This window comes from Clostridium sp. CTA-5 (assembly GCF_054768135.1).
In genome coordinates, this window is sequence record NZ_BAAAAT010000015.1 from 31781 (window position 1) to 53554 (window position 21774).

Annotated in this window: 14 protein-coding genes and 1 riboswitch; of the genes, 2 read left to right on the plus strand and 12 right to left on the minus strand. The window is 26.3% G+C overall.

Annotation, left to right across the window (positions count from 1 at the left end; all coding sequences use genetic code 11):
* Window positions 1-248: 248 nt before the first annotated feature.
* From mgtA to ACYUET_RS17875, 5 genes are all read right to left on the minus strand, one after another.
* Window positions 249-2960, minus strand: coding sequence for a magnesium-translocating P-type ATPase (gene mgtA, locus ACYUET_RS17855; protein ID WP_460281862.1), 2712 nt, complete (start codon window positions 2958-2960; stop codon window positions 249-251).
* 336 nt (window positions 2961-3296) lie between these two features.
* A riboswitch (M-box (ykoK) riboswitch) is annotated at window positions 3297-3456 on the minus strand.
* A gap of 294 nt (window positions 3457-3750) precedes the next feature.
* Window positions 3751-5199, minus strand: a complete 1449-nt coding sequence (gene nagE, locus ACYUET_RS17860) for an N-acetylglucosamine-specific PTS transporter subunit IIBC (RefSeq protein ID WP_460281864.1) — start codon at window positions 5197-5199, stop codon at window positions 3751-3753.
* A gap of 256 nt (window positions 5200-5455) precedes the next feature.
* Complete coding sequence (locus ACYUET_RS17865; RefSeq protein ID WP_460281866.1) at window positions 5456-6313, minus strand: PRD domain-containing protein; 858 nt, start codon at window positions 6311-6313, stop codon at window positions 5456-5458.
* 722 nt (window positions 6314-7035) lie between these two features.
* Entirely contained in the window at window positions 7036-7689 is a 654-nt protein-coding gene (locus ACYUET_RS17870) for a hypothetical protein (RefSeq protein ID WP_460281868.1), read from the minus strand.
* 466 nt (window positions 7690-8155) lie between these two features.
* Entirely contained in the window at window positions 8156-8653 is a 498-nt protein-coding gene (locus ACYUET_RS17875) for a spore coat protein (protein WP_460281870.1), read from the minus strand.
* Window positions 8654-8935: 282 nt separating this feature from the next.
* Between ACYUET_RS17875 and putP the strand changes: the two genes are divergently transcribed.
* Together putP and ACYUET_RS17885 are read left to right on the plus strand one after the other, a co-directional pair.
* Window positions 8936-10411 carry a sodium/proline symporter PutP gene (putP, locus tag ACYUET_RS17880; RefSeq protein WP_460281872.1) on the plus strand — a complete coding sequence of 492 codons (1476 nt, stop codon included), beginning with the start codon at window positions 8936-8938 and terminating at the stop codon, window positions 10409-10411.
* 443 nt (window positions 10412-10854) lie between these two features.
* A complete protein-coding gene (locus ACYUET_RS17885) occupies window positions 10855-12618 on the plus strand; it encodes a thiol-activated cytolysin family protein (RefSeq protein ID WP_460281874.1) in 1764 nt (587 codons plus the stop codon).
* A gap of 174 nt (window positions 12619-12792) precedes the next feature.
* Here ACYUET_RS17885 and ACYUET_RS17890 read toward each other — a convergent pair whose 3' ends face one another.
* From ACYUET_RS17890 to ACYUET_RS17920, 7 genes are all read right to left on the minus strand, one after another.
* On the minus strand, window positions 12793-13449 hold the full coding sequence (locus ACYUET_RS17890) for a 4Fe-4S binding protein (RefSeq protein ID WP_460281876.1): 657 nt from the start codon (window positions 13447-13449) through the stop codon (window positions 12793-12795).
* 563 nt (window positions 13450-14012) lie between these two features.
* Window positions 14013-15293, minus strand: coding sequence for a redoxin domain-containing protein (locus ACYUET_RS17895; RefSeq protein WP_460281878.1), 1281 nt, complete (start codon window positions 15291-15293; stop codon window positions 14013-14015).
* A gap of 2 nt (window positions 15294-15295) precedes the next feature.
* Window positions 15296-15613, minus strand: a complete 318-nt coding sequence (trxA, locus tag ACYUET_RS17900) for a thioredoxin (RefSeq protein WP_460281880.1) — start codon at window positions 15611-15613, stop codon at window positions 15296-15298.
* 410 nt (window positions 15614-16023) lie between these two features.
* On the minus strand, window positions 16024-17757 hold the full coding sequence (locus tag ACYUET_RS17905) for a methyl-accepting chemotaxis protein (RefSeq protein ID WP_460281881.1): 1734 nt from the start codon (window positions 17755-17757) through the stop codon (window positions 16024-16026).
* A 207-nt stretch (window positions 17758-17964) separates the two neighbouring features.
* Complete coding sequence (locus tag ACYUET_RS17910; RefSeq protein ID WP_460281883.1) at window positions 17965-18963, minus strand: stalk domain-containing protein; 999 nt, start codon at window positions 18961-18963, stop codon at window positions 17965-17967.
* 402 nt (window positions 18964-19365) lie between these two features.
* Window positions 19366-21066 carry an FAD-dependent oxidoreductase gene (locus ACYUET_RS17915; protein WP_460281885.1) on the minus strand — a complete coding sequence of 567 codons (1701 nt, stop codon included), beginning with the start codon at window positions 21064-21066 and terminating at the stop codon, window positions 19366-19368.
* A gap of 168 nt (window positions 21067-21234) precedes the next feature.
* Entirely contained in the window at window positions 21235-21558 is a 324-nt protein-coding gene (locus ACYUET_RS17920; protein ID WP_460281887.1) for a rhodanese-like domain-containing protein, read from the minus strand.
* Between the last annotated feature and the right edge of the window lie 216 nt (window positions 21559-21774).

Consider the following 21774-nt stretch of genomic DNA (forward strand, 5'->3'; position numbering starts at 1 on the left):
AAATTAATTACTTAATATCTTTAATTTTAATCTATGTTTTAAACAGCATTATATAATTAATATTATAGTTTTTCGGAATTTATAAGTAATATTAATTAATTTGTATAGTAGACAATAAAAAGGCACTTACTTTAATTTAATTTTCTGCCAATTTAACATAGTGCAAAAAATTCAACTTAGTAAGTGCCTAATATAATAGCTTTTATATTCTTAAACTAAAAATATAAACATATTTAATTTCCTATATTCTATAAAAATTCACCATACCTTCTTATATATAATTTTTTTAGTATTGTTACCAAAATCATATAGGCAAATATAATACTTCCTAACCATAAAAAGTATACTGCAGGCATAGGTGACATTCCAATCATTCTTCCAAAATTGGTATAAGGAATTATTGTTCCTACTAAAATAGCAATTGTTGTAAGAATTAATATTGGTAAAGACGCTCTACTTTGAATAAATGGGATTTTAGGAGTTCTTATCATATGAATTACAAGAGTTTGTGACCATAATGATTCAACAAACCATCCAGCATTAAATAATGCCATAAACATTACATTATCCACCCCTGATGAACCATAGCTTCCACCACAAACTGCTGGACATATTACAAAAAACATAAGAATGTAAGTTGTAATATCAAATACTGAACTTGTTGGTCCTATCCAGCGCATAAAGCTTCCAATTGAAGATGCATCCCATTTACGTGGTTTTTTTAGATAATCTGAATCTACATTATCCCATGGAATTGATATACATGAAATATCATAAATAAGATTTAACACTAAAATTTGAACAGGTAGCATTGGTAAAAAAGGTAAAAAGGCACAAGCAACTAGTACACTAAACATATTTCCGAAATTAGAGCTTGCAGTCATTTTAATATATTTAATAATATTAGCAAAGGTTCTACGACCTTCAATCACACCACTTTCAAGTACCATTAAATCTTTCTCAAGAAGAATAATATCTGCTGATTCTTTTGCTATATCAACAGCAGTATCCACTGAAATTCCAACATCAGCTTTTCTCATTGCAGGTGCATCATTAATTCCATCTCCCATGAAGCCTACAACATGTCCATTATCTCTTAAAATTGACACTACTCTAGATTTTTGTTGTGGAGATAATTTAGCAAATATATTAATTTTCTCAACAGCTTCTTTTAACTGTAAGTCAGTCATGCTCTCAATATCTGACCCTAAAAGTATCTCATTTGTAGGAATACCAACTTTATTACAAACATATTTTGTTACTTTTTCATTATCTCCTGTTAGTACTTTAACCTCTACTCCATATTCATGCAAAGCCTTTATTGCCTCAGTTGATGATTCCTTTGGTGGATCTAAGAATCCAATATAACCCATTAGAACCATTTCTGATTCATCTTTTATAGAGAATACTCCTTCTGGTGAAGGATTTGTTTTTTGAGCTACTGCAACAACTCTCATTCCACTTGCATTAAGTTCATCTACAGTTTCAAGTATTTCACATTTTACCTCGTCTGTAAGCTCAACTACATCACCTCTATATTCTGCAAAAGTACATATAGATAGCATTTCTTCTACCGCGCCTTTAGTAATTAGCTGAGTTTTCCCATTTTTATCTTCTAGCACTACTGACATTCTACGACGTGCAAAATCAAATGGAATTTCATCTACTTTCTTATACATTGTTTTTAAATTTGAAAAGCCCTCTTCATCTCCATGTTCAAGTATTGCTATATCAAGTAAATTTTTAAGTCCAGTTTGAAAATAACTATTCAAATATCCATGTCTTAATACTCTAACATCTTCATTTCCATGAATATCAAGATGACGTTCTAAAATAATTTTATCCTCTGTAAGAGTTCCTGTTTTATCTGTACATAAAACATCCATTGCACCAAAATTTTGAATTGAATTTAAGTTTTTTACTATTGTTTTGTGCTTTGACATCATTACCGCACCTTTTGCAAGGTTTGTAGTAACGATCATTGGAAGCATTTCTGGTGTAAGTCCAACTGCTACTGATAATGAAAATAAAAATGCTTGAAGCCAATCTCCTTTTGTTATTCCATTTATTATAAATACAACTGGTACCATACATGCCATAAACCTAATTAATACCCAACTTACAGAATTTACACCTTTATCAAAACTTGTAGCTTCTCTTTTTTCTGTAATTGAATCTGCCATAGTGCCAAGGCATGTGTTATTTCCTGTTGAAATAATAATTGCTGTAGCTGCTCCACTAATAACATTTGTTCCCATATAAGCTAAATTTTCTAATTCTAAATGGCTTGATACATTTTTTCTTTTTGTAGCTTGATGTACTTCACCATGTTTTTCAACTGGTTCAGATTCTCCTGTCATTGAAGATTGACTAACAAATAAATCTTTCGCATATATTATTCTTACATCTGCTGGAATCATATCACCTGCTGCAAGTTTTATTACATCTCCTGGAACTAGTTCAGATATAGAAATTTCTTTTGAAATTCCATTTCGTAATACCATTGCAGTAGTTTTAATCATAGCCTTTAATTTTTCCCCTGCCTTATTAGATCTACCTTCTTGAATAAATCTAAGGCTTCCACTTATTGTAACCATTGCTCCTATAATAATTACTGTTTTTAGGCTTCTATCTTCTGAAGAAGCAATGACATAATCTGTAATAAATGAAACTATTGCAAGTAAAATTAGTACTACAGAAAATGGATTGATAAATGCACTAATTAATTTTTTAATTAAAGTTTCTTCATTAGCATGATTTATTTCATTATAACCATATTCATCTAATCTTTTTTCAGCTTCTTCATCTGTAAGTCCCTCAATTCTAGTATTAAGTTTTTTTAACATATCATTTTTTTCAAATAATCCAAATTGAAGTAATTTGTTAGATATTTTATCTTTATTAATATTTTTTTCTATAATTGATTTATTAAAATTCTCTTTATTTCTAATAAACTTCATCTTCTATTCCCCCTGTATAATTAGATTTTATAGGGTATTGGAATAGACATAAGTAAAAATTTATGGCTTTTAATCTCTACTAAAGATTATCTACTTTAAGAAATATAATTCTGAAATTATAAAATAAGTAGAACCTAGTTAATAAATATTGAAATAATATTTTAATGTAAATTTTGTTTTCTACATTGTTCATCTTTTCAAAAAAATATTTCTTTCTGGGATAACCCCCGTCTATCCCAATACTACTTCCTGGTTCCACTTATAATCACCTCACTTAAAAAATAACAAAAAATCCTCGCTCAGCTAAAACTGAACGAGGATATAAAATACACGTTATAAATAAATCTTCCGTTCAAGCTTTAGCTTCATAGGGCAATGAAATTGCATTAGAATACGCCTTAAGCTCGACGTATCCTGCTAACCTTCTCATAGTGTCTCCACTACTCCGCGGCAGCAACCCGTATCCCTATGGTAACCTCACCTACCGATTTTATTCAATTATTATAATCTTCTATCTTAGTATATTAACATACTCGAAATTTGTCAACAAATCTTATAAATTTAATTAAAGTGTTTATTATAACTTTATTTAGCTAGAAAATTTTTACCCAAAACACATAATGCTATAATAAATAATACTGTTATTAATGCTGCTGATCCAACAATTGAAATTATACAAATATAAAAAGCACTTACTTAAATTAAATTCTTTTATACTTTTAAAATTTAATTTAGCAAGTGCCTAATAAATAATCTTTTTATAATTTCATAAAGTATTAATTAAACTATTTTATCTACATAACTTTTTAAATTCATCTGCTACGAACTGTACTTGTGTACCTACAATAACTTGTAAGCTTGTTTTACCAGGTCTAATTATTCCTGATATTCCTGCAGATTTAATAACTTTTTCATTTACTCTTGATTGATCTTTAATTTCTAAACGTAATCTAGTAACACAATTGTCAATAGATGTTACATTCTCTTTTCCTCCAACACCTTTTAAGATTATAGAAGCTACTTCTGTAAAATCATTGTTTGAAAGTATTGCATCTAATTCTTCATTTTCATCATCATCATCTTCTCTACCAGGTGTCTTTAAATTAAATTTTACAATTGCAAAACGGAATACTACATAGTAAATAATAGCGAATACTAAACCAATTGGAATTATTAAAAGCGGATTTAAAGCCATAGGAGCTTTGAAACTTAATACCCAATCTATGAATCCACCACTAAAATTAAATCCTGATCTTACTGGTAATAATGTACATACAGCTACAGAAATCCCCATCAATCCAGCGTGAATTAAATATAATGTTGGTGCTAAAAACATAAATGCAAATTCTAATGGTTCTGTTACACCTGTAAAGAAAGAAGAAAAACCTGCTGCTAATAATAAACCATATACTACTTTTTTCTTATTGTCTTTAGCTGTATGATACATAGCTAAAGCACCTGCAGGTAAACCAAACATCATTACAGGGAAGAATCCAGTCATATACATACCAGTTACTCCTTTTGTTCCAGTTCCTCCCCAGAAATTACCAATATCATTAATTCCAGCTACATCAAACCAGAATACAGAATTAAGTGCATGGTGAAGACCTGTTGGTATTAACAATCTATTAAAGAAGGCATATATACCAGAGCCAATAGCACCTGTAGATATAATTGATTTACCAAAAGCTACTAAAGCTCCATAAACAAAAGGCCATATAAAGAATAATATTATAGCTGCAACAATTGATTCTAATGCTGTTACTATAGCAACGCATCTTTTTCCACTAAAAAATGCAAAAGCATCTGGTAATCTAGTATTTTTAAACTTATTATAGCAATTGGCACCAATTAAACCTGATAAAATTCCTATAAATTGTGTCTCAATCTTAGTAAAAGCTGCTGGCACTGTTGCCACATCAATATGTTTAAACATTGCTACGGCAGCTGGAGATAATAAAACTGTAATCATAAGCCATGCAACAAGGCCTGCAAGCCCTGCAGTACCATCATTATCATCTGACATACCTACTGCTACACCAATCGCAAATAATAATCCCATATGATTAGAATCAATTATTGCACTACCGGCTTTTACCAAAAAAGCTGCTATTAAATTATTTGCTCCCCATCCAGTAGGGTCAATCCAATAACCAACACCAAGCAAAATACTTGCAACTGGTAAAATAGCTACTGGAAGCATTAAAGATTTCCCTAATTTTTGTAAATACTTCATCATAATAAAATTCCCCTTTAATTTTTTAATTTATTTTAAAAATGCATTTTTAATATTCTAATTAATTTTTTACACAAAAAAAGCTGAAAAGAACAAACAAAAGTTATCCTTTTCAGCTGATGCTCGAATTTAATCGGTGACACGCCAATAATAGTTTCCTATATTTATCATTTTTTCTATGTTTTTATAATACCACATTTTGTAATCGTAATCAATACTTTTTTTATTTTATATTACTTTTTTATACAATAAATCTATTTTAAGTATTTTTAATAGTACATACTCTAAATCTTTCTATATGCATTGCTAAATAAGCAATCTCATCTTCTGACACATTTTTTTCTAATCTTTTTTCTAATATCTTAGATACATCTTTTGATATACTATATGATAATCTATATTTACATTTTATTTCCCTTATAAAATCATTTTTCGCCGGAGAATCCACTAACATTCTCCTAATTGCAAACCTTACATGAGTAGCAAATCTCGCATAATCAAGAGAATTTTTATCTATTTTTATTTTTAACTTTTTTTCTACATATTCAATTATCATATTAATTAAATAAGCATTTTTTATAGTATTGGATAAATTCCCTGAGTTTCTTGCTGAATGAATATGTAATGCTATCATTCCAATTTCATCATCTGGTATCATTATATCCATTTCATTATTTAATATCTTAGCTGCTTTTTTAGCTAAAATATATTCTCTTTGATAAAGAACTTTAATCTCCATAAGAAATGGATTTTCAATTATTTCATTATTTTTAATTCTTTTTATAGCATAATATAAATGATCTGTTAACCCTATATGAATTCTTTCATCTAACTCCTCATTTAATTCTTCTGATATTAAAATTATTATTCTTTCACACACAGTTAAAAAGTCCTCATCAACTTTTTCAATTACTTGTTTAAAATTTCTTAAATTATCTTCATCTTCAATAACAAATATTTTTTCTACCTCAGTTCCGGCTTTAATCTTATCTCCAAACTTTTTACCAAATCCAATACCTCTAGAAAACAATATTTTTTCTTTTCCATCCATTCTAATAGAAACTATATTATTATTATAGGCTTGTACTATAACTCCAGAATTAACAATTGTTTTCATAATCTCACCCCTCTTATTATAGTCTTTTATTTAAATAAAAATATATGTCCTAGTACATATATTATGTTTACTTAATCAAAATATAAAAATTTATTTATTTTTATATAACTTAATCTTGTCAAAATTTATTATGTTCATAAAAATACCCTTTTCAAAAATATGTGGGGCAAAAATTAAAGATATATAAAAGATTATAAATGTATTAACTTAATTAAAACATTTAATATTAATATTATTAAGTAATTTTATAGTTTTTGTTATAAATCCCTTTTTTTATATTATTACATCTTTGAAGTTAAAGACATCTTTTTTATTCTTATAAATGTATATCAATAAATTTCTATACTACTTAATACAAATATAACCTATTATAACATATTATTCTATAATTTATAGATGTTATTATAGCATCTACAAAAACTTCTTTATTACTAATTTCTAAAAGTTATCTTCATATAATATAAATTACATAATTTAATTTTTTTATATTTGATATAATTATATATAACTAAAATTTTACATAAAAAACTAATAAAAATATATTTTATTTTTATTTTTCATATTTTATTTCCTAACCCTTAAATAAAATATAATTTCAGTTATTCACAATTTTTACTTCATTATAATTTACTAAAAAGTAAAAAACTCTGTTAAGTAAACATAGTTTTTTAACTACGTCTACTTAACAGAGAGTTTAACTTAAGTATTTTTAATTAATTATTTTATTTTGCATTTGGACAACTTTGTATTGTTTGTTGTGTTGGGCAAGCCCCTTGACAAGCTCCATTTACGTTAGATGCATTTTGGCTTTCTATAACTTTAACGTTTGGACATTGATTTCCGCCATTAGCACAATTATTTTCTGAATTTGTACAATTAGTATTACATGACCCATTTGTACAAGAGGTTGTACAATTACTGTTGCATGAACCGTCTGTGCAAGAAGTTGTACAATTACTATTGCATGATCCATTTGTACAATCTGTATTACATGATCCATTTGTACAAGAATTATCAGAATTATTCTTAGACTTTTCAGATTTCACTTCATTTTTACTTGAATTTACTGTTGCTTTATTATCACTCTTAGCTTCTACTTTTGGGTTGTTAACTTCTGTATCTGCTTTAGTTACTTCATTATTCGTTTGTGGCACTGATGCATCTGTAGATTCTACTTTTTGATCATTATTTGATGGAGCTACTTGATTAGTTTCTGTATTTGTATCTTGAGATTCTGTATTATCTTTAGTAGCTTGTACAGCTGTTGTATTTATTGTTTCTGTATTTGCATTTGTAATACCTGCAAAAGCTGCTGTTCCTCCAATTAATAATGTACTAACTATAGATAAAATTATCATAAACTTCTTTCTATTCATATTAATTCTCCTTTTTCTTTAAATTTAGTAATTCTTAAAATTACTTTATTTATTATTTTAAGGTTTGAAGTTGTTGCTTGTTTTATGTTTCTCAACTTCATGACCTTATTATAATTAAAAGTTTTACTAAAATATATAGTTGATAACTGGACAATCTAATATAAACTTCCTACATATCCTTAGATTTTGTTGCAAAAATTGTTTAAATTTTAACATTTTTTATAATTTTTATTAATTTATTTTTAATATAATTCCACATTATCATAATTTTTGTTTTAATTAGTTAATATTATTTGCTATTTAATAATATCTTATTTAGTAATTAATAATACTTACATACATAAATAAATATTATAAAAAAGTCAGAATCACCCGCTTAGCAAGTAGTTTTCTGAACTCTAAATCATAAAATAAAAACACAAAAGTAAAAAAATATACTTTTGTGTTTTTATCAAGAGTTTAGGAATTATTGAACATTATACATTCCTTTGCTCTCCATATACTTAAAGATAGATTCTCCATGTTTTTGTTCTTCTTTTTGTATATGATTTAATATATCACGTACTTGAGTATCTCTAAATTCAAAAACTGAAGTATCATAAGTACCTGAAACATATTTTTCTGTCATTAATAAATCTGAGCATATATCCTTATCAGATAAATTATTTTGTGTTGCTTGAGCATTATTCATAGTTGAAGCAGGATTTTGATTTTGTTGTTGATTCATATTTTGCCCAGAATTTTGATTTTGTTGTTGATTCATTTGAGGAATAGTACCACTTAACAATTGATTAATAGTGTTAAGATGAGTCCTTTCAATTTGTTCATTTGTTTTACAAATCTGTTGTAATTGCATATCTGTTGCTTGATTTGCATAATTAGAATACTTATCTATACAAATTTGTTCATGACTTTTTTGATCCTGTAATAACATTCTTTCTTTTTGAGTTAAAACTATTTGCAAAATAAACACCTCCTAGATTTATTTTGTATGATTTTTATTTTTTTATACAACTAGATACTAAATTAATGTTTTATTGTATTATAAATAACCTTTAGTAAAATATTATGATAAAATTAATTAATTGTAGCATTTTTATTATTATGTTAATATATTCTTATCATTTTTAAAAGAAATCTATTAATTTAATATATATTTTCTAATTAAATTAATAAACAAACTTTATTAGAACTTATATATTTTCTTTTAAAATACTATTAAAAACATTTGAAAGGAGAATTTTATATGGAACTATGGTCCGTTATAGCTATTGCAGCATACATATTTATATTGCTTTCGATAGGTTATTATTCTTACAAAAAAACATCTAATATTTCTGATTATATGCTTGGTGGTAGAGGTTTAGGCCCCGTAGTTACAGCATTATCTGCTGGTGCAAGTGATATGAGTGGTTGGATGATTATGGGGCTTCCTGGTGCAGTTTATTTAACTGGAATCTCTAGTCTTTGGCTTGGAATAGGATTAACAATTGGAGCTTATTTAAACTACTTTTTATTAGCTCCAAGGTTTAGAGTCTATACAGAAGTTGCAAATGATTCGTTGACAGTTCCAGATTATCTAGAAAACCGTTTTAAAGATACTTCTAACATGCTTAGACTTATATCAGGTATAATAATACTCGTTTTTTTCGTACTTTATGTTTCTTCAGGAATTGTAGCTGGTGGTAAATTATTTTTAGATACTTTTGGCTTAACATATACAATGGGTGTAGTAGTTACCTTAGCGGTGGTTATCCTATATACATACTTTGGCGGTTTTTTAGCTGTAAGTCTTACAGATTTTTTCCAAGGAACTCTAATGTTTATTACATTAATTATGGTGCCTGTTGTAACATTTATGAACTTGGGGGTAGATCCTGGTACTTTTGTAAATAAAGTAAAAGATATTGATCCATCATTGTTTGATATATTTAAGGGAACGAGTTTAGCTACTATTATCAGCTTTTTAGCTTGGGGACTTGGATATTTTGGTCAACCACATATTATCGTCCGTTTTATGGCAATTAAATCACCAAAAGAATTAAAATCTGCAAGAAGAATAGGTATTAGTTGGATGGCTATAGGTCTTTTAGGTGCTGTTGCAAGTGGTCTTACTGGCCTTGTATACTTTACTGAACATAAAAGTCCATTAAGTGATCCTGAGACAGTTTTTCTACGTCTTGGTGATATTCTATTTCATCCATTTATTACAGGAATAATACTTGCTGCAGTACTTGCTGCAATTATGAGCACTATTTCATCTCAACTTTTAGTTTGTTCAAGTTCTATTACAAAAGATTTTTACTTAACATTTTTTAATAAAAAAGCTTCTGAAAAACAACAAATGTTCATAGGAAGATTATCAGTCTTAATAGTTTCAGCATTTGCAACAGTGCTTGCATACTTACCAAATAAAACTATACTTGATATAGTTGGGCAGGCATGGGCTGGCTTTGGTTCATCTTTTGGTCCAGTACTTTTATTAAGCCTCTATTGGAAGAGAATGACTAAATGGGGTGCCTTATCTGGAATGATTGTTGGTGGATTAACAGTAATAATATGGATTGTTTCAGGTTTATCTGGCTATATATATGAGATGATTCCAGGATTTTTGCTATCTCTTATCTCTATTATAGTTGTTAGTCTTATGACCAAAAAACCAGATGAATCTATTAATAAAGATTTTACTAATATGGAAGAAACTTTAGCAAATATGAAATAATCAATATTTTTAATTTATAATCACATATTGGCTTTAGCTAAAGATTATCTTTAATTATAACATCAAAATAGAACTATTGGATTATATCTGATAGTTCTATTTTTAATGTTATTTTTTACTTATTTGTTTTCTTATTTTACATCATTCCTTATTAATATTTGCATAACACTTTATTATAAATAGTACTAATATTAGTAACTTAAGGATTATTTTTTTAATTGTATATATATATTGTATCTATTAAATTTTTAGTATTATTAGAATATTTTTTAGTATATGTGAAAATATAAGTAAATAGTTGCTTTATCCCAATAAATATATTATTATTTAAACTGTTCTAGTGTTTATGCGAAATTTGTAAAAAAATGCTTTAATTTGAAACTAAATACTTTTAAATCTCACATAATTAACAGAACATATAATGTTATAGGGGGGAATATAAAATGAAAACTACTAAAAAAATTTTGGCCTCATTAGCACAGGGATTATTAGTTGTTATGCTTCTGAATGTATTTGTTAATTGTAATTCAAAAAATAATATTTTATTGGCAAATACAAATGAAAAAAATACTTCAGTAGAAACACCTAATAATGAGACCTTAACCTCTAATAATGCTGAAATAAAAAACGAAGAAAAAAAAGCTACTAATTTAACCGAAAAAACTACTGAAGAAAATGTAGTAAGTGAAGCTACAGAAATAGACGAAAATTTATTAAATCCTGATAATGTACAAGCTGTAGAAACAATAGAAGAACCTATTGTAGAAAATACTCCTATTATAAGAGCTACTTTAGAAAATGATCTTAATGATATTGATAAAAATATTTATGGTCTATCTTATGATCCAAATGAAATTTTATCATATAATGGAGATTCAGTTGAAAGTTTTGTTCCAGCTGAGGGATTTGAAAATCCTAATAAATATATTGTAGTAAAAAGAGAAAAAAAACATATTTCAGATTCTACTTCTGATATTTCTATTATAGATTCAGTAAATGATAGAACATATCCTGGTGCAATACAACTTGCAAATAGAAATCTTGTAGAAAATAAACCGAATTTAGTTTCTTGTAAAAGAAAACCTGTAACAATAAGTGTTGACTTACCTGGTATGGGGGAAGATGGCAAGAAAGTTGTTAATTCTCCAACATATTCTAGTGTTAATGCTTCAATAAATTCTCTATTAGATACTTGGAATACTAAATATTCATCTAGATATACTATCCCTACAAGAATGAGTTATTCTGATTCTATGGTATATAGTAAATCTCAATTATCTACTATGTTTGGATGTAATTTTAATATTTTAGGTAAATCATTAAATATAGATTTTGACTCTATATTTAAAGGTGAAAAACAAGCTATGATAGTTGCCTATAAACAAATTTTTTATACTGTAAGTGTAGATGCACCTGAACATCCATCTGATTTCTTTGGTGATGGTGTAACTTTTAATGAATTATCATTAAAAGGAGTAAATAAGAATAATCCACCTGCTTATGTTTCAAATGTAGCATATGGTAGAACAATTTATGTAAAACTTGAAACAACTTCTAAAAGTGCAAATGTAAAATCTGCATTTAAAGCATTAATCTCTAATCAAGATATTAAAGCTAATGCTGAATATCAAGATATATTAGATCAAAGTTCATTTACAGCTACTGTTCTTGGTGGTGGAGCTAAAGAACATACAAAAGTAATCTCTAAAGACTTTAATGAAATTAGAAACATTATACAAGATAATTCAGTATATAGTCCTAAAAATCCTGGTTATCCAATTTCATATACAAGTACATTTTTAAAGGATAATAGTATTGCATCTATAAACAACAAAACAGAATATGTAGAAACAACAGCTACAGAATATACTAGTGGAAAAATAGTTCTTGATCATAGTGGAGCTTATGTTGCTCAATTTGAAGTTACATGGGATGAAGTAAACTATGACAAAAATGGGAATGAAATAATAGAACATAAAGTTTGGTCTGGAAGTGATAAAGATAGAACAGCACATTTTAATACTGAAATCTACTTAAAAGGAAATGCAAGAAACATTTGTGTTAAAGCTTGGGAATGTACAGGCCTTGCATGGGAATGGTGGAGACAAGTTATAGATGCTGAAAATATACCACTAGTAAAAGAAAGAAAAATCTCAATATGGGGTACAACATTATATCCAAAAAAATCAGTTGAACCTGAAGTTTAAAATAATAATATAAAAAAGTGAAAACATCATATTTCACTTAACATTTTACAATATACAATTTATAAAAGAGAAGGTTACAAAATTTTAACCTTCTCTTTTTTACTTACTTTATTTTATCCTATCATTTAAAATATTCTTTATACTACAATGTAAATATTCACTTAAAACATATACTTATTTTAAAGTAATTTTATCATATCCTATTGCTTTTTTATGGCATGCTATTGCACATTTACCACATTGTATACAATCAGGATGATTTAATATATCACCTTTGTATTCATAAGGGACTATTCCTAAAGAACAATGCTTTTCACATACTTTACAAGATACACATGAAGATGCTACTTGTAATACTTTTTTATTTTTTCTAAACTTTGATATAACTGATGCTATAGTTCCCATAGGACAAAAATGACACCAAGTTCTATGATTATAAACTAAAGATAATACTATACCAATTATAGTTGTTACAACAATCATTCTATAAAATACCATACCAATACCATATAAGTTTCCTAAGTTTTGTTTAATTCCCATACCAAACATAGACATCATAACTACAACTACTATAGATCTAAAATAATAAGATTTTAAAAATTTAGGTACTTTTCTTTTATTACTAAATTTAGAAACTATATTATCATAAAAATTTCCTCTTGGACATAAATTTCCGCACCAGAACCTTCCTTTAAAAATTGAAACAATTATTGGTGCAATCATACATACAACAGCTAATAAAGCAAATCTTAAATCAATTAAACCTAATAATATAAAAGCTATTAACATTATAAACGAATATTTTTTCCATAATTTTAAAAACTTGTCCATTAAAATTCCTCCAATTTACACATTATCTTAAATTAATTTTTTTGTTCCTTTGTAAATCTTATTAGTTAATCTTTATTTATTTTATTAAATAAATTTATATTTATCTGTAACTTTCTCACTCATAAAAAACATCTAATGATGTAGCTAGTTCTATTATTACAAAGATTTTTCATATGTTATTTCCTCCTAAAAATCTATTTTATATAAAATGTTTTTTGACATTAAAATTTATATTTAATCTTATCTGTTTATTGATAATTCAAAACATTATTTTTTCAATTTAATTCTATATATTAGTTACTTCTTTGTTTCTATATATTTATTATAAATTAATCTGTTATATATTTATGTAACTTAATCACATGAAATTTTTTATCAATTCACTAATTTCCAAAGCTAGTACAGGACTAATTGTGAACATATGATTATTTTTTATTCCTTAAGTTATCTACTCTCTTTATGAATCACATTTTCATATAAGTTATATACAAATTTTAATTTTTATAATTTTTTTAAAAATAAAAAACCACCCAAGCTTTTATACTTGAGTGGTTCCATTTACACTAATAGTTATTTTGTTGTGTTTGATCTATAATACTTTCCATTTGCTCTTTACTTAAAGCACCACTTACATAGCCATAAATTTTTCCTTCTTTATTGATCATAAATGTTGTAGGCAATGAATTTATGTGATAATCATTGAATACTTTTCCACTTTCATCAAAAACAACTGGGAATGTGAACTTTTGTTCATTTAAGAAGTTTTTAATTCCATTTATATCTTTTTCATCTCCACCCGGCTGCGCTAAACCTATAATTATAATATCATCTTTATTATAATTAAATTCTTTATATAATTCTTCTATATGTGGCATTTCCATACGACATGGAGGACACCATGTTGCCCAAAAATTCAAAAATACTGTTTTTCCTTTATAATCTGATAACTTATGAATGTTTCCATATTGATCTGTTAATTTAAAATCTAAAGCATCTATAAGCTCCTTATTGTTTGAATTATTATTTTTATAGTTTTCTTGCTCTGATTCATATTTTTCTTCTATATTGTTATCTTTGTTTTCAGAAGATATTGTATTATTTTTAGATTCTAATCCTCTATTTAAATATCCTGTAAGATTATTTAACAATCCTGTAAAAGTCATAACTCCCATAATTATCATTATAATTCCACCAGCTTTTATTGTATATTTCATTATTTTTTTATTTTTCTTTATGAAATTTAAAGCCTGAGTTGTAAATATTCCAAGAATTAAAAATGGTATTACAAAACCTAAAGTATATATTAAAACTAATATATTTCCTATAATAGTACTTTGAGCACTTGAAGAAAGAATTAAAACTGATGATAATGCTGGTCCAACACAAGGTGTCCATGCAAAACTAAATGTAAAACCCATTAAATAAGCCATTAATGGGTTTATTTCCTTTTTTCTTAAATTTAAATTAATTTTACGCTCTCTTTGTAAAAATCTAAATTCAAAAATCCCAATCTGGAATAAGCCTAAAACAATTATTATTATTCCACCAATTTTACTAAATGTAACTCTATTATTATTAAAAAATGTTCCTATAGCAGTAAAAGATAATCCTAATATAAAGAATGCAGTTGAAATTCCTAATACAAAAAATATTGTGTGTAACAAAACCTTTTTTCTCTTATAAACAATTGTCCCATCATTATTTTCTTGCTTTGAATTTCCAGCTAAATACCCTATATATATAGGTATTAATGGTAAAACACATGGTGATAAAAATGAAAGTATCCCTTCTAAAAAAACTAGAAAAAAACTTATATTATTTGAAGATACTAATCCTTCAAACATTCTTATAAATGTGCCTCTATTTTATTTATTATATTTTCTTTTGGCATAAAACCTGCTAAGTTTTCTACAGGTTCTCCATCTTTAAATATAATTATAGTTGGTATCGAAAAAACTCCATACTTTTGAGCTATATCCCCACTTTGATCTACATCTAACTTAAAAAATTTAGCTTTCTCGTTAAATTCATTACCTACCTCCTCAAATATTGGTGCTAACATCTTACAAGGAGCACACCAAGTTGCAAAAAAGTCTACTACAACTACACCTTTATTATTATCTACTTGTTCAATAAATTCATTACTATTTATAATTTTAGCCATCATTAATCCTCCAATTCATATTTTAGTATATATTTTAATTTGTGTTTCTTATTTTTAATTATACTTATATTTTCATATTATTTAAGTGACTTAATCACATTTAATATATTATATTACTAATATATTGTTATTTTTTATATAAAAATATATCTTTTACTAACATTATTTGCACTATTATATGATAAATAATTCTTCTAAATAATTATAGACATAATAATTTTCTTGTCGAGCATAGTTGTTATATCATGTTAATTATTAATTAATAAACATTATTATAATTCAAAGAAATTTATTTGTCAAAAGTTATTCATATTTATAACACTATCTCCTTCTTCTATGGCTATAATTAAATGTGTCACATAGTATTTGTTAATAAAATCTATTCTATATAATATATTTACTAGTCTTTATTATATTTTAAATTTTTGAACTATCCCATTAAGTTTTTGTGCAAGTTCTGCTTGACCTTGAGCGGTTACTGCTACTTGTTTTATAGAATTAGTAACTTCATCCATACTCTCTTTTATTATAACAGCCTCTTCATTTGACTTTTGTGAAGCCTGAGACATATCTTCAATAGCTTTACTTACTTGTCCAACTGTATTTGTTATTTCCTTAGACATAATAGCAAATTCATCAGACATTTTGCTCACAAAATCAGAATCCTCATAATACTGATTCCCTGTTTTTCCATACTCATCAAATTGTTCATACACTTGTATATTTATAAATTCTAATATGTCATTACCTGTATCAATACTACTTTTAAAGGCTTGCTGAACTTTAATAATAGTATCTTGAATATTTATTACTGCTTGTGATGATTGTTCTGCAAGTTTTCGTACTTCCTCTGCTACCACTGCAAAGCCTTTTCCTGCTTCCCCTGCCCTTGCAGCCTCTATTGCAGCATTTAATGCAAGTAAATTTGTTTGCTCCGCTATACCTCCTATAGTGTCTGCCATTACCTTTATACTATCTACTACTTTTTCATCTTCAATAGCTTTTAACATTTTATCTTGTTTTTCTTCATATACTTTTTGAGTTTCTTTTATTGCATTTTGACTGTCATTTTTAACTTTTATAGCTCTTTCTTTAGATTGATTTGCATTATTACTTCCATCTACTGCTTTAGAAGAAAGAATATTTATACTTGAATCGACCTCTTCAACTGATGCACTTATCTCCTGTGATGTATCACTAGATTCTTGCATTTCTAAAGCAATATTATCTACAGCTTCATCTATAGTTATAGCCTTTGAAGATAATTCTTGTACTGTTGCTGAAAGCTCCTCTGAAGATGCACTTATCTCTTCAGAATTTTCCATAATTACTTTTACCAAATTACTTACATTTTCTTGTGCATTATTTAAAGCTATACCAGTTTGTCCAAATTCGTCTTTACTTATAATAGTAATTGGAGTAGAAAAATCATAAGAAGATATTCTGCTTCCAAAATCTTTTATTTTATTTAACTGATTCATTATATTTTTACTTAATATGTATGCAATAACAAGTATTATGACAAATATTAAAGATGTATAAAATATTGTTGAATACATTACTCTATTAAATTGAGATTGATTGTTTTCATTAGCTTCCTTAGCTAATCCTTTATTCATAGAAATAAGTTTATCTAACTCATTAAACATTGTAGCCTTTAGTGATTGTAAATCTGAATTAGTAATTTTTATTGCTTCATCATAGTTTTCTTCCTTAACAAGATCAATGATTTTATTACGTATTTCTCTATACTTTGATAATTCATTAGAAAAATTATTATAAATTCTATCTTCTTCTTTTGCTATATCAGAATTTAATTCCACTGGTGTATTACAATATTCATTTTGTAATCTTATATTTTCATTTGTTAAATCCTCTATAATTTTTGTTTGTTCATTTAAATTTGATCTTTCTCTTTCAAAAAGCATTAAACCTATATTAAATCTAATTTCATTCAAGTTTACTTTAACTTCTTCTAAATCGTTGATAGCTATTATATAACTGTTATACATATTATTAGAAGCATTACTTATTTTAGCTGAACCTAATACGCCTTCCACTCCTATTAAAATTGTAAAAATACAAATCACAAAAAATGATACTATAAGTTTTTTCTTTACACTTAAGTTTAAAAAATATTTCATTTTATTTTTCCTTCTCCTTTTTTATTTAAACTTCATTATTTATAAAAAAATTTACTTTACGACAAAATTATACCATTTTTTATGTAAAAAACATATATATTTTAAATTTCGACTTTTATTTTTAAGCTTTTTATATTAATTTTAGTACATAATAAAAGGTATTAATAAAAAACTTACTAATACCTCTAATTAATTATTATATAAATTCTATTCTGCTATAACTTTTGCATTTTGAGCTAAATTAAATAAATCTGAACTCACAAAAATAGTTCCATCTTTTAATATAGTTTTACTGCTTAAATAATAATTAGTATCTTCTATATTTACCATATCATTATTAATAGTCACAGTATAAGGTTTTGCCCCTTCTTTTGTAATTGTAATCACATCTGTATTTTCATTTATACTAACATTATATCCAAGTTTTTCTGCAATTACTTTTAAAGGAAGCATTAACTTATCTTCTTGCATGAATGGAGTTTCATTTGAATTTAAATTAATATCATCTCCATTTATATTTAACTTATTAGTTGAAGCTTTGATTAATCCACTATATTCATAAGGCATAAGTAAACATTTATCTATTTTAACTCTTTCCGGAAGTTGCATTGTTTGTATGCCACCTTGTTCTATTCTATCCCATAAAACCAAAGTTGAACCTGGTTTTATATTATCAATAGTTACAATATTCTTTGTTAAATAAGGAAATATATTAGTATCTTTATCTAAGGTAGCTTGTAGATATCCGTCTTCGCTTGTAACTGTTACACTTCCATCATCATTCTTATTTACAGATTCAACTTCTATATATCTAGGAACTGCATAATCTTGAGGTATATTTACCATAATCACTTTAGCATTAGTCATAGGTGGTAAACTTAATGTCATTACTGGACTAATATAAGCATAAATAGTTTCATTACCTGTTATATCTTTAATATTAACTGGTAGTCCACTAACTGCATCAATTATTTTAGTTTCTTCTGATATATTTAATATAATATCATTATTTACATTACTTGAATTTTTAATATGAATTCTATTCTCATCTTTTTCTTTAACATTTCCCCATACTTGTACAAACTTTGGTATTTGAATAATTTCTTGATTTGATGTTATCATTTCATTAGCTGATACATATTGCGGTACCCCCATAATTATTGTTAAAGCCAACATACTCCCTAAAATTCTTTTTATTGCTTTCATTAAAATCATCTCCCTAATTTAAATTATATATATTTACTTTAATATTTTCTGCTTTGTTATTTCCTCCTTCACTTATAACACAATTCGCATAGGGAAAATGTTGCATCTTTTAGAATCTTTTAATTTATTTTCTTCCATATTCCTTATATTTTAATATAACTTTATCCTTACTTTCTTCCAAAAATATATTTAAATAAGAAAGTTCTTTAAAACTTTATTTAATATTTATATTTATTATATAAAAAAATCGCCAAAGCGACTGTGGAGCCGTCGATTTTTTTTACGCATCTAGGTTTTCGAACGTATGTGAGAAAAATCTGGTAGGCGAATATATTTTCTTTTTATTCTTTAGATTTTATGTTTTAATTAAGTTATTACATTATATAGTCTTTTCTATAATATTTATCTGAAATTATATTCTGTAACTATACTTTCTCTATTCATGGTTTTATCATTAAAGTATTCATATAATGATATTCCTAAAAAACTTCCTGTTATATTACACACATTATTAAATCCTAAATTTTGAAGTGCTAAAGCAGCATTATAACTTCTTTGTCCTGTTCTGCAATGAAGATATACTGGCTTATCTTTTGGAATTTCATTTATTCTTTCTCTTAGTTCGCTTAAAGGTATATTTTGAGCACCTTTAATATGTCCATTTGCATATTCTCCTCTTTCTCTAACATCAACTATATAAGAATTATTTTCTACAAGTTCTCTTACCTTATCTATATTTACTTGTTTAAAATCTCTATTTAAAAGGTTCGATCCAACATAACCTGCATAATTAACAACATCTTTTGCTGTTGAAAATGGTGGTGCATAACATAATTCTAAATCTTTTAAATCATCTACAGTTGCACCAAATTTTATAGCAGTTGCAATTACATCTATTCTCTTTGTCGCATCCCCTTTACCAATAGCTTGAGCACCTAAAATTTTTCCTGTTGGAACTTCATACAATAATTTAAAATGCATTGGTGAAGAACCTGGCATAATCCCTACTTTATCATTAAGTATCACTCTTACAATATCATAATTAATTTTCATATTATTAGCCTTTATTAAAGATTCATTTAAACCAGTTGATGCTCCATTATAATCAAATACTTTTATTGCAGATGAACCTATATACCCTTTATTTAATGTAAGCTTATTATTTATCTTATCAGCTACTGTTCTTGCTGCTTTTTGTGCTGGTCCAGCTAGAGATAATTTAGTCATAGAATGAGTAAGTTCATTATAAACTTCTATTGCATCACCTACTGCATATATATCATCATCATTTGTTTTATAATTTTTATCAACTTTTATAGCTCCAGTTTCTCCAATTTCTAATCCTGATTCTTTTGCTAAGTTTATTTCCGGAGTTACACCTATTGCCATAACTACAACATTAGCATTTATCTTTTTCCCTGATGATAAAACAACCTTATCTTTTTCAAATTTTTCAACCTTATCTCCAACTATTAAATTTATTCCATTATCATATATTTCTTTATGAAAAATTTGTACCATATCATAATCAAATGGTTTTAATATTTGATTAGTTGCTTCTATTAATGATACATTATATCCTGCTTCTCTTAAGTTTTCAGCTACTTCGACACCTATGTATCCCCCACCAATAACAGCTATATCTTTAGTATTTATAGATTTAATAAATCTATTTAATTTATCTATATCTACAACATTTCTTATTGTAAATACATTAACATCTTCAATTCCTGGAATATTAGGTAAAATAGGTTTAGCCCCTGGTGATAAAATCAGCTTATCATATTTTTCTTTATAAATTTCTTCTGTTACTAAATCTTTAACGTCTATATATTTATTTTCTCTATCTATTGAAATAACTTCATTATTAACTCTTGCTTCAATTTTATATTGAGTTAAAAACTTTTCTGGACTCATTAATACTAATTTATCTGCTTCATCTATTTTTCCACTTAAATGATATGGTAAAGCACAATTTGAAAAAGATACGTGTGGCCCTTTTTCAAACATTATTATTTCATCTTCTTCACTGTTTCTTCTAAGTCTAGCTGCTGCTGATGCTCCCCCTGCAACTCCACCTACTATTAATATTTTTTTCTTCACAATCATTATCCTCCTAATGAAATTATAAAATACTTAACTAAATTTAATATTCTTAAACTAGATTTTTTCTGTACTATAACAAAATAGTTAACCAATTCTTTTTTACTTGAAAATGTCGATATAATAATTAAATGTTTTTAGTTTAAAATCTTAAAAACTTTCTAAAAACTATTTAATTTTGTTTGTTCCTAAATATGAACCAACTCCGCCTGAAACGTTAATAACATCAAATCCTTGTTTTACAAGATTACTACAAGTTCTTGCACTTCTTCCTCCTGATTGACACATTATGTAATACTCTTTATTTTTCTTTAAATATTTACTAGGTTCATTTAACAACTCTCCCATTGGAATATTTTTTGCAGTTTTTATACTTCCATTTTTATATTCATATTCTTCTCTAATATCAATCAAATCTATTTTCCCTATTAAATTGTCTATATCATTTACATTTATAACTTTTGTATCTTCTTTTTTAAAAATTCCAAACATATTAAATTCCTCCTAAATTATCAAATATATTAGTTAATTTTTTAATGTAAAATTTAATTTTAAATAGATATATATGTTCTAATTAAGTTATTACATTTATAATCTTTTATATAATTTTTATAGAAAACTATATCTTTAATTAATAATGTCTAGTTAGAAGCATATATATAATATATTTTCTATATAAGTTCCTCACTATAGTAATCAGTAATATCA

What these genes read in the sequence shown, in the direction of transcription:
- mgtA (WP_460281862.1), bottom strand. Translation starts at nt 2,960, where the DNA reads ATGAAGTTTATTAGAAATAAAGAGAATTTTAATAAATCAATTATAGAA.
- nagE (WP_460281864.1), bottom strand. Translation starts at nt 5,199, where the DNA reads ATGATGAAGTATTTACAAAAATTAGGGAAATCTTTAATGCTTCCAGTA.
- ACYUET_RS17865 (WP_460281866.1), bottom strand. Translation starts at nt 6,313, where the DNA reads ATGAAAACAATTGTTAATTCTGGAGTTATAGTACAAGCCTATAATAAT.
- ACYUET_RS17870 (WP_460281868.1), bottom strand. Translation starts at nt 7,689, where the DNA reads ATGAATAGAAAGAAGTTTATGATAATTTTATCTATAGTTAGTACATTA.
- putP (WP_460281872.1), top strand. Translation starts at nt 8,936, where the DNA reads ATGGAACTATGGTCCGTTATAGCTATTGCAGCATACATATTTATATTG.
- ACYUET_RS17885 (WP_460281874.1), top strand. Translation starts at nt 10,855, where the DNA reads ATGAAAACTACTAAAAAAATTTTGGCCTCATTAGCACAGGGATTATTA.
- ACYUET_RS17890 (WP_460281876.1), bottom strand. Translation starts at nt 13,449, where the DNA reads ATGGACAAGTTTTTAAAATTATGGAAAAAATATTCGTTTATAATGTTA.
- ACYUET_RS17895 (WP_460281878.1), bottom strand. Translation starts at nt 15,293, where the DNA reads ATGTTTGAAGGATTAGTATCTTCAAATAATATAAGTTTTTTTCTAGTT.
- trxA (WP_460281880.1), bottom strand. Translation starts at nt 15,613, where the DNA reads ATGGCTAAAATTATAAATAGTAATGAATTTATTGAACAAGTAGATAAT.
- ACYUET_RS17905 (WP_460281881.1), bottom strand. Translation starts at nt 17,757, where the DNA reads ATGAAATATTTTTTAAACTTAAGTGTAAAGAAAAAACTTATAGTATCA.
- ACYUET_RS17910 (WP_460281883.1), bottom strand. Translation starts at nt 18,963, where the DNA reads ATGAAAGCAATAAAAAGAATTTTAGGGAGTATGTTGGCTTTAACAATA.
- ACYUET_RS17920 (WP_460281887.1), bottom strand. Translation starts at nt 21,558, where the DNA reads ATGTTTGGAATTTTTAAAAAAGAAGATACAAAAGTTATAAATGTAAAT.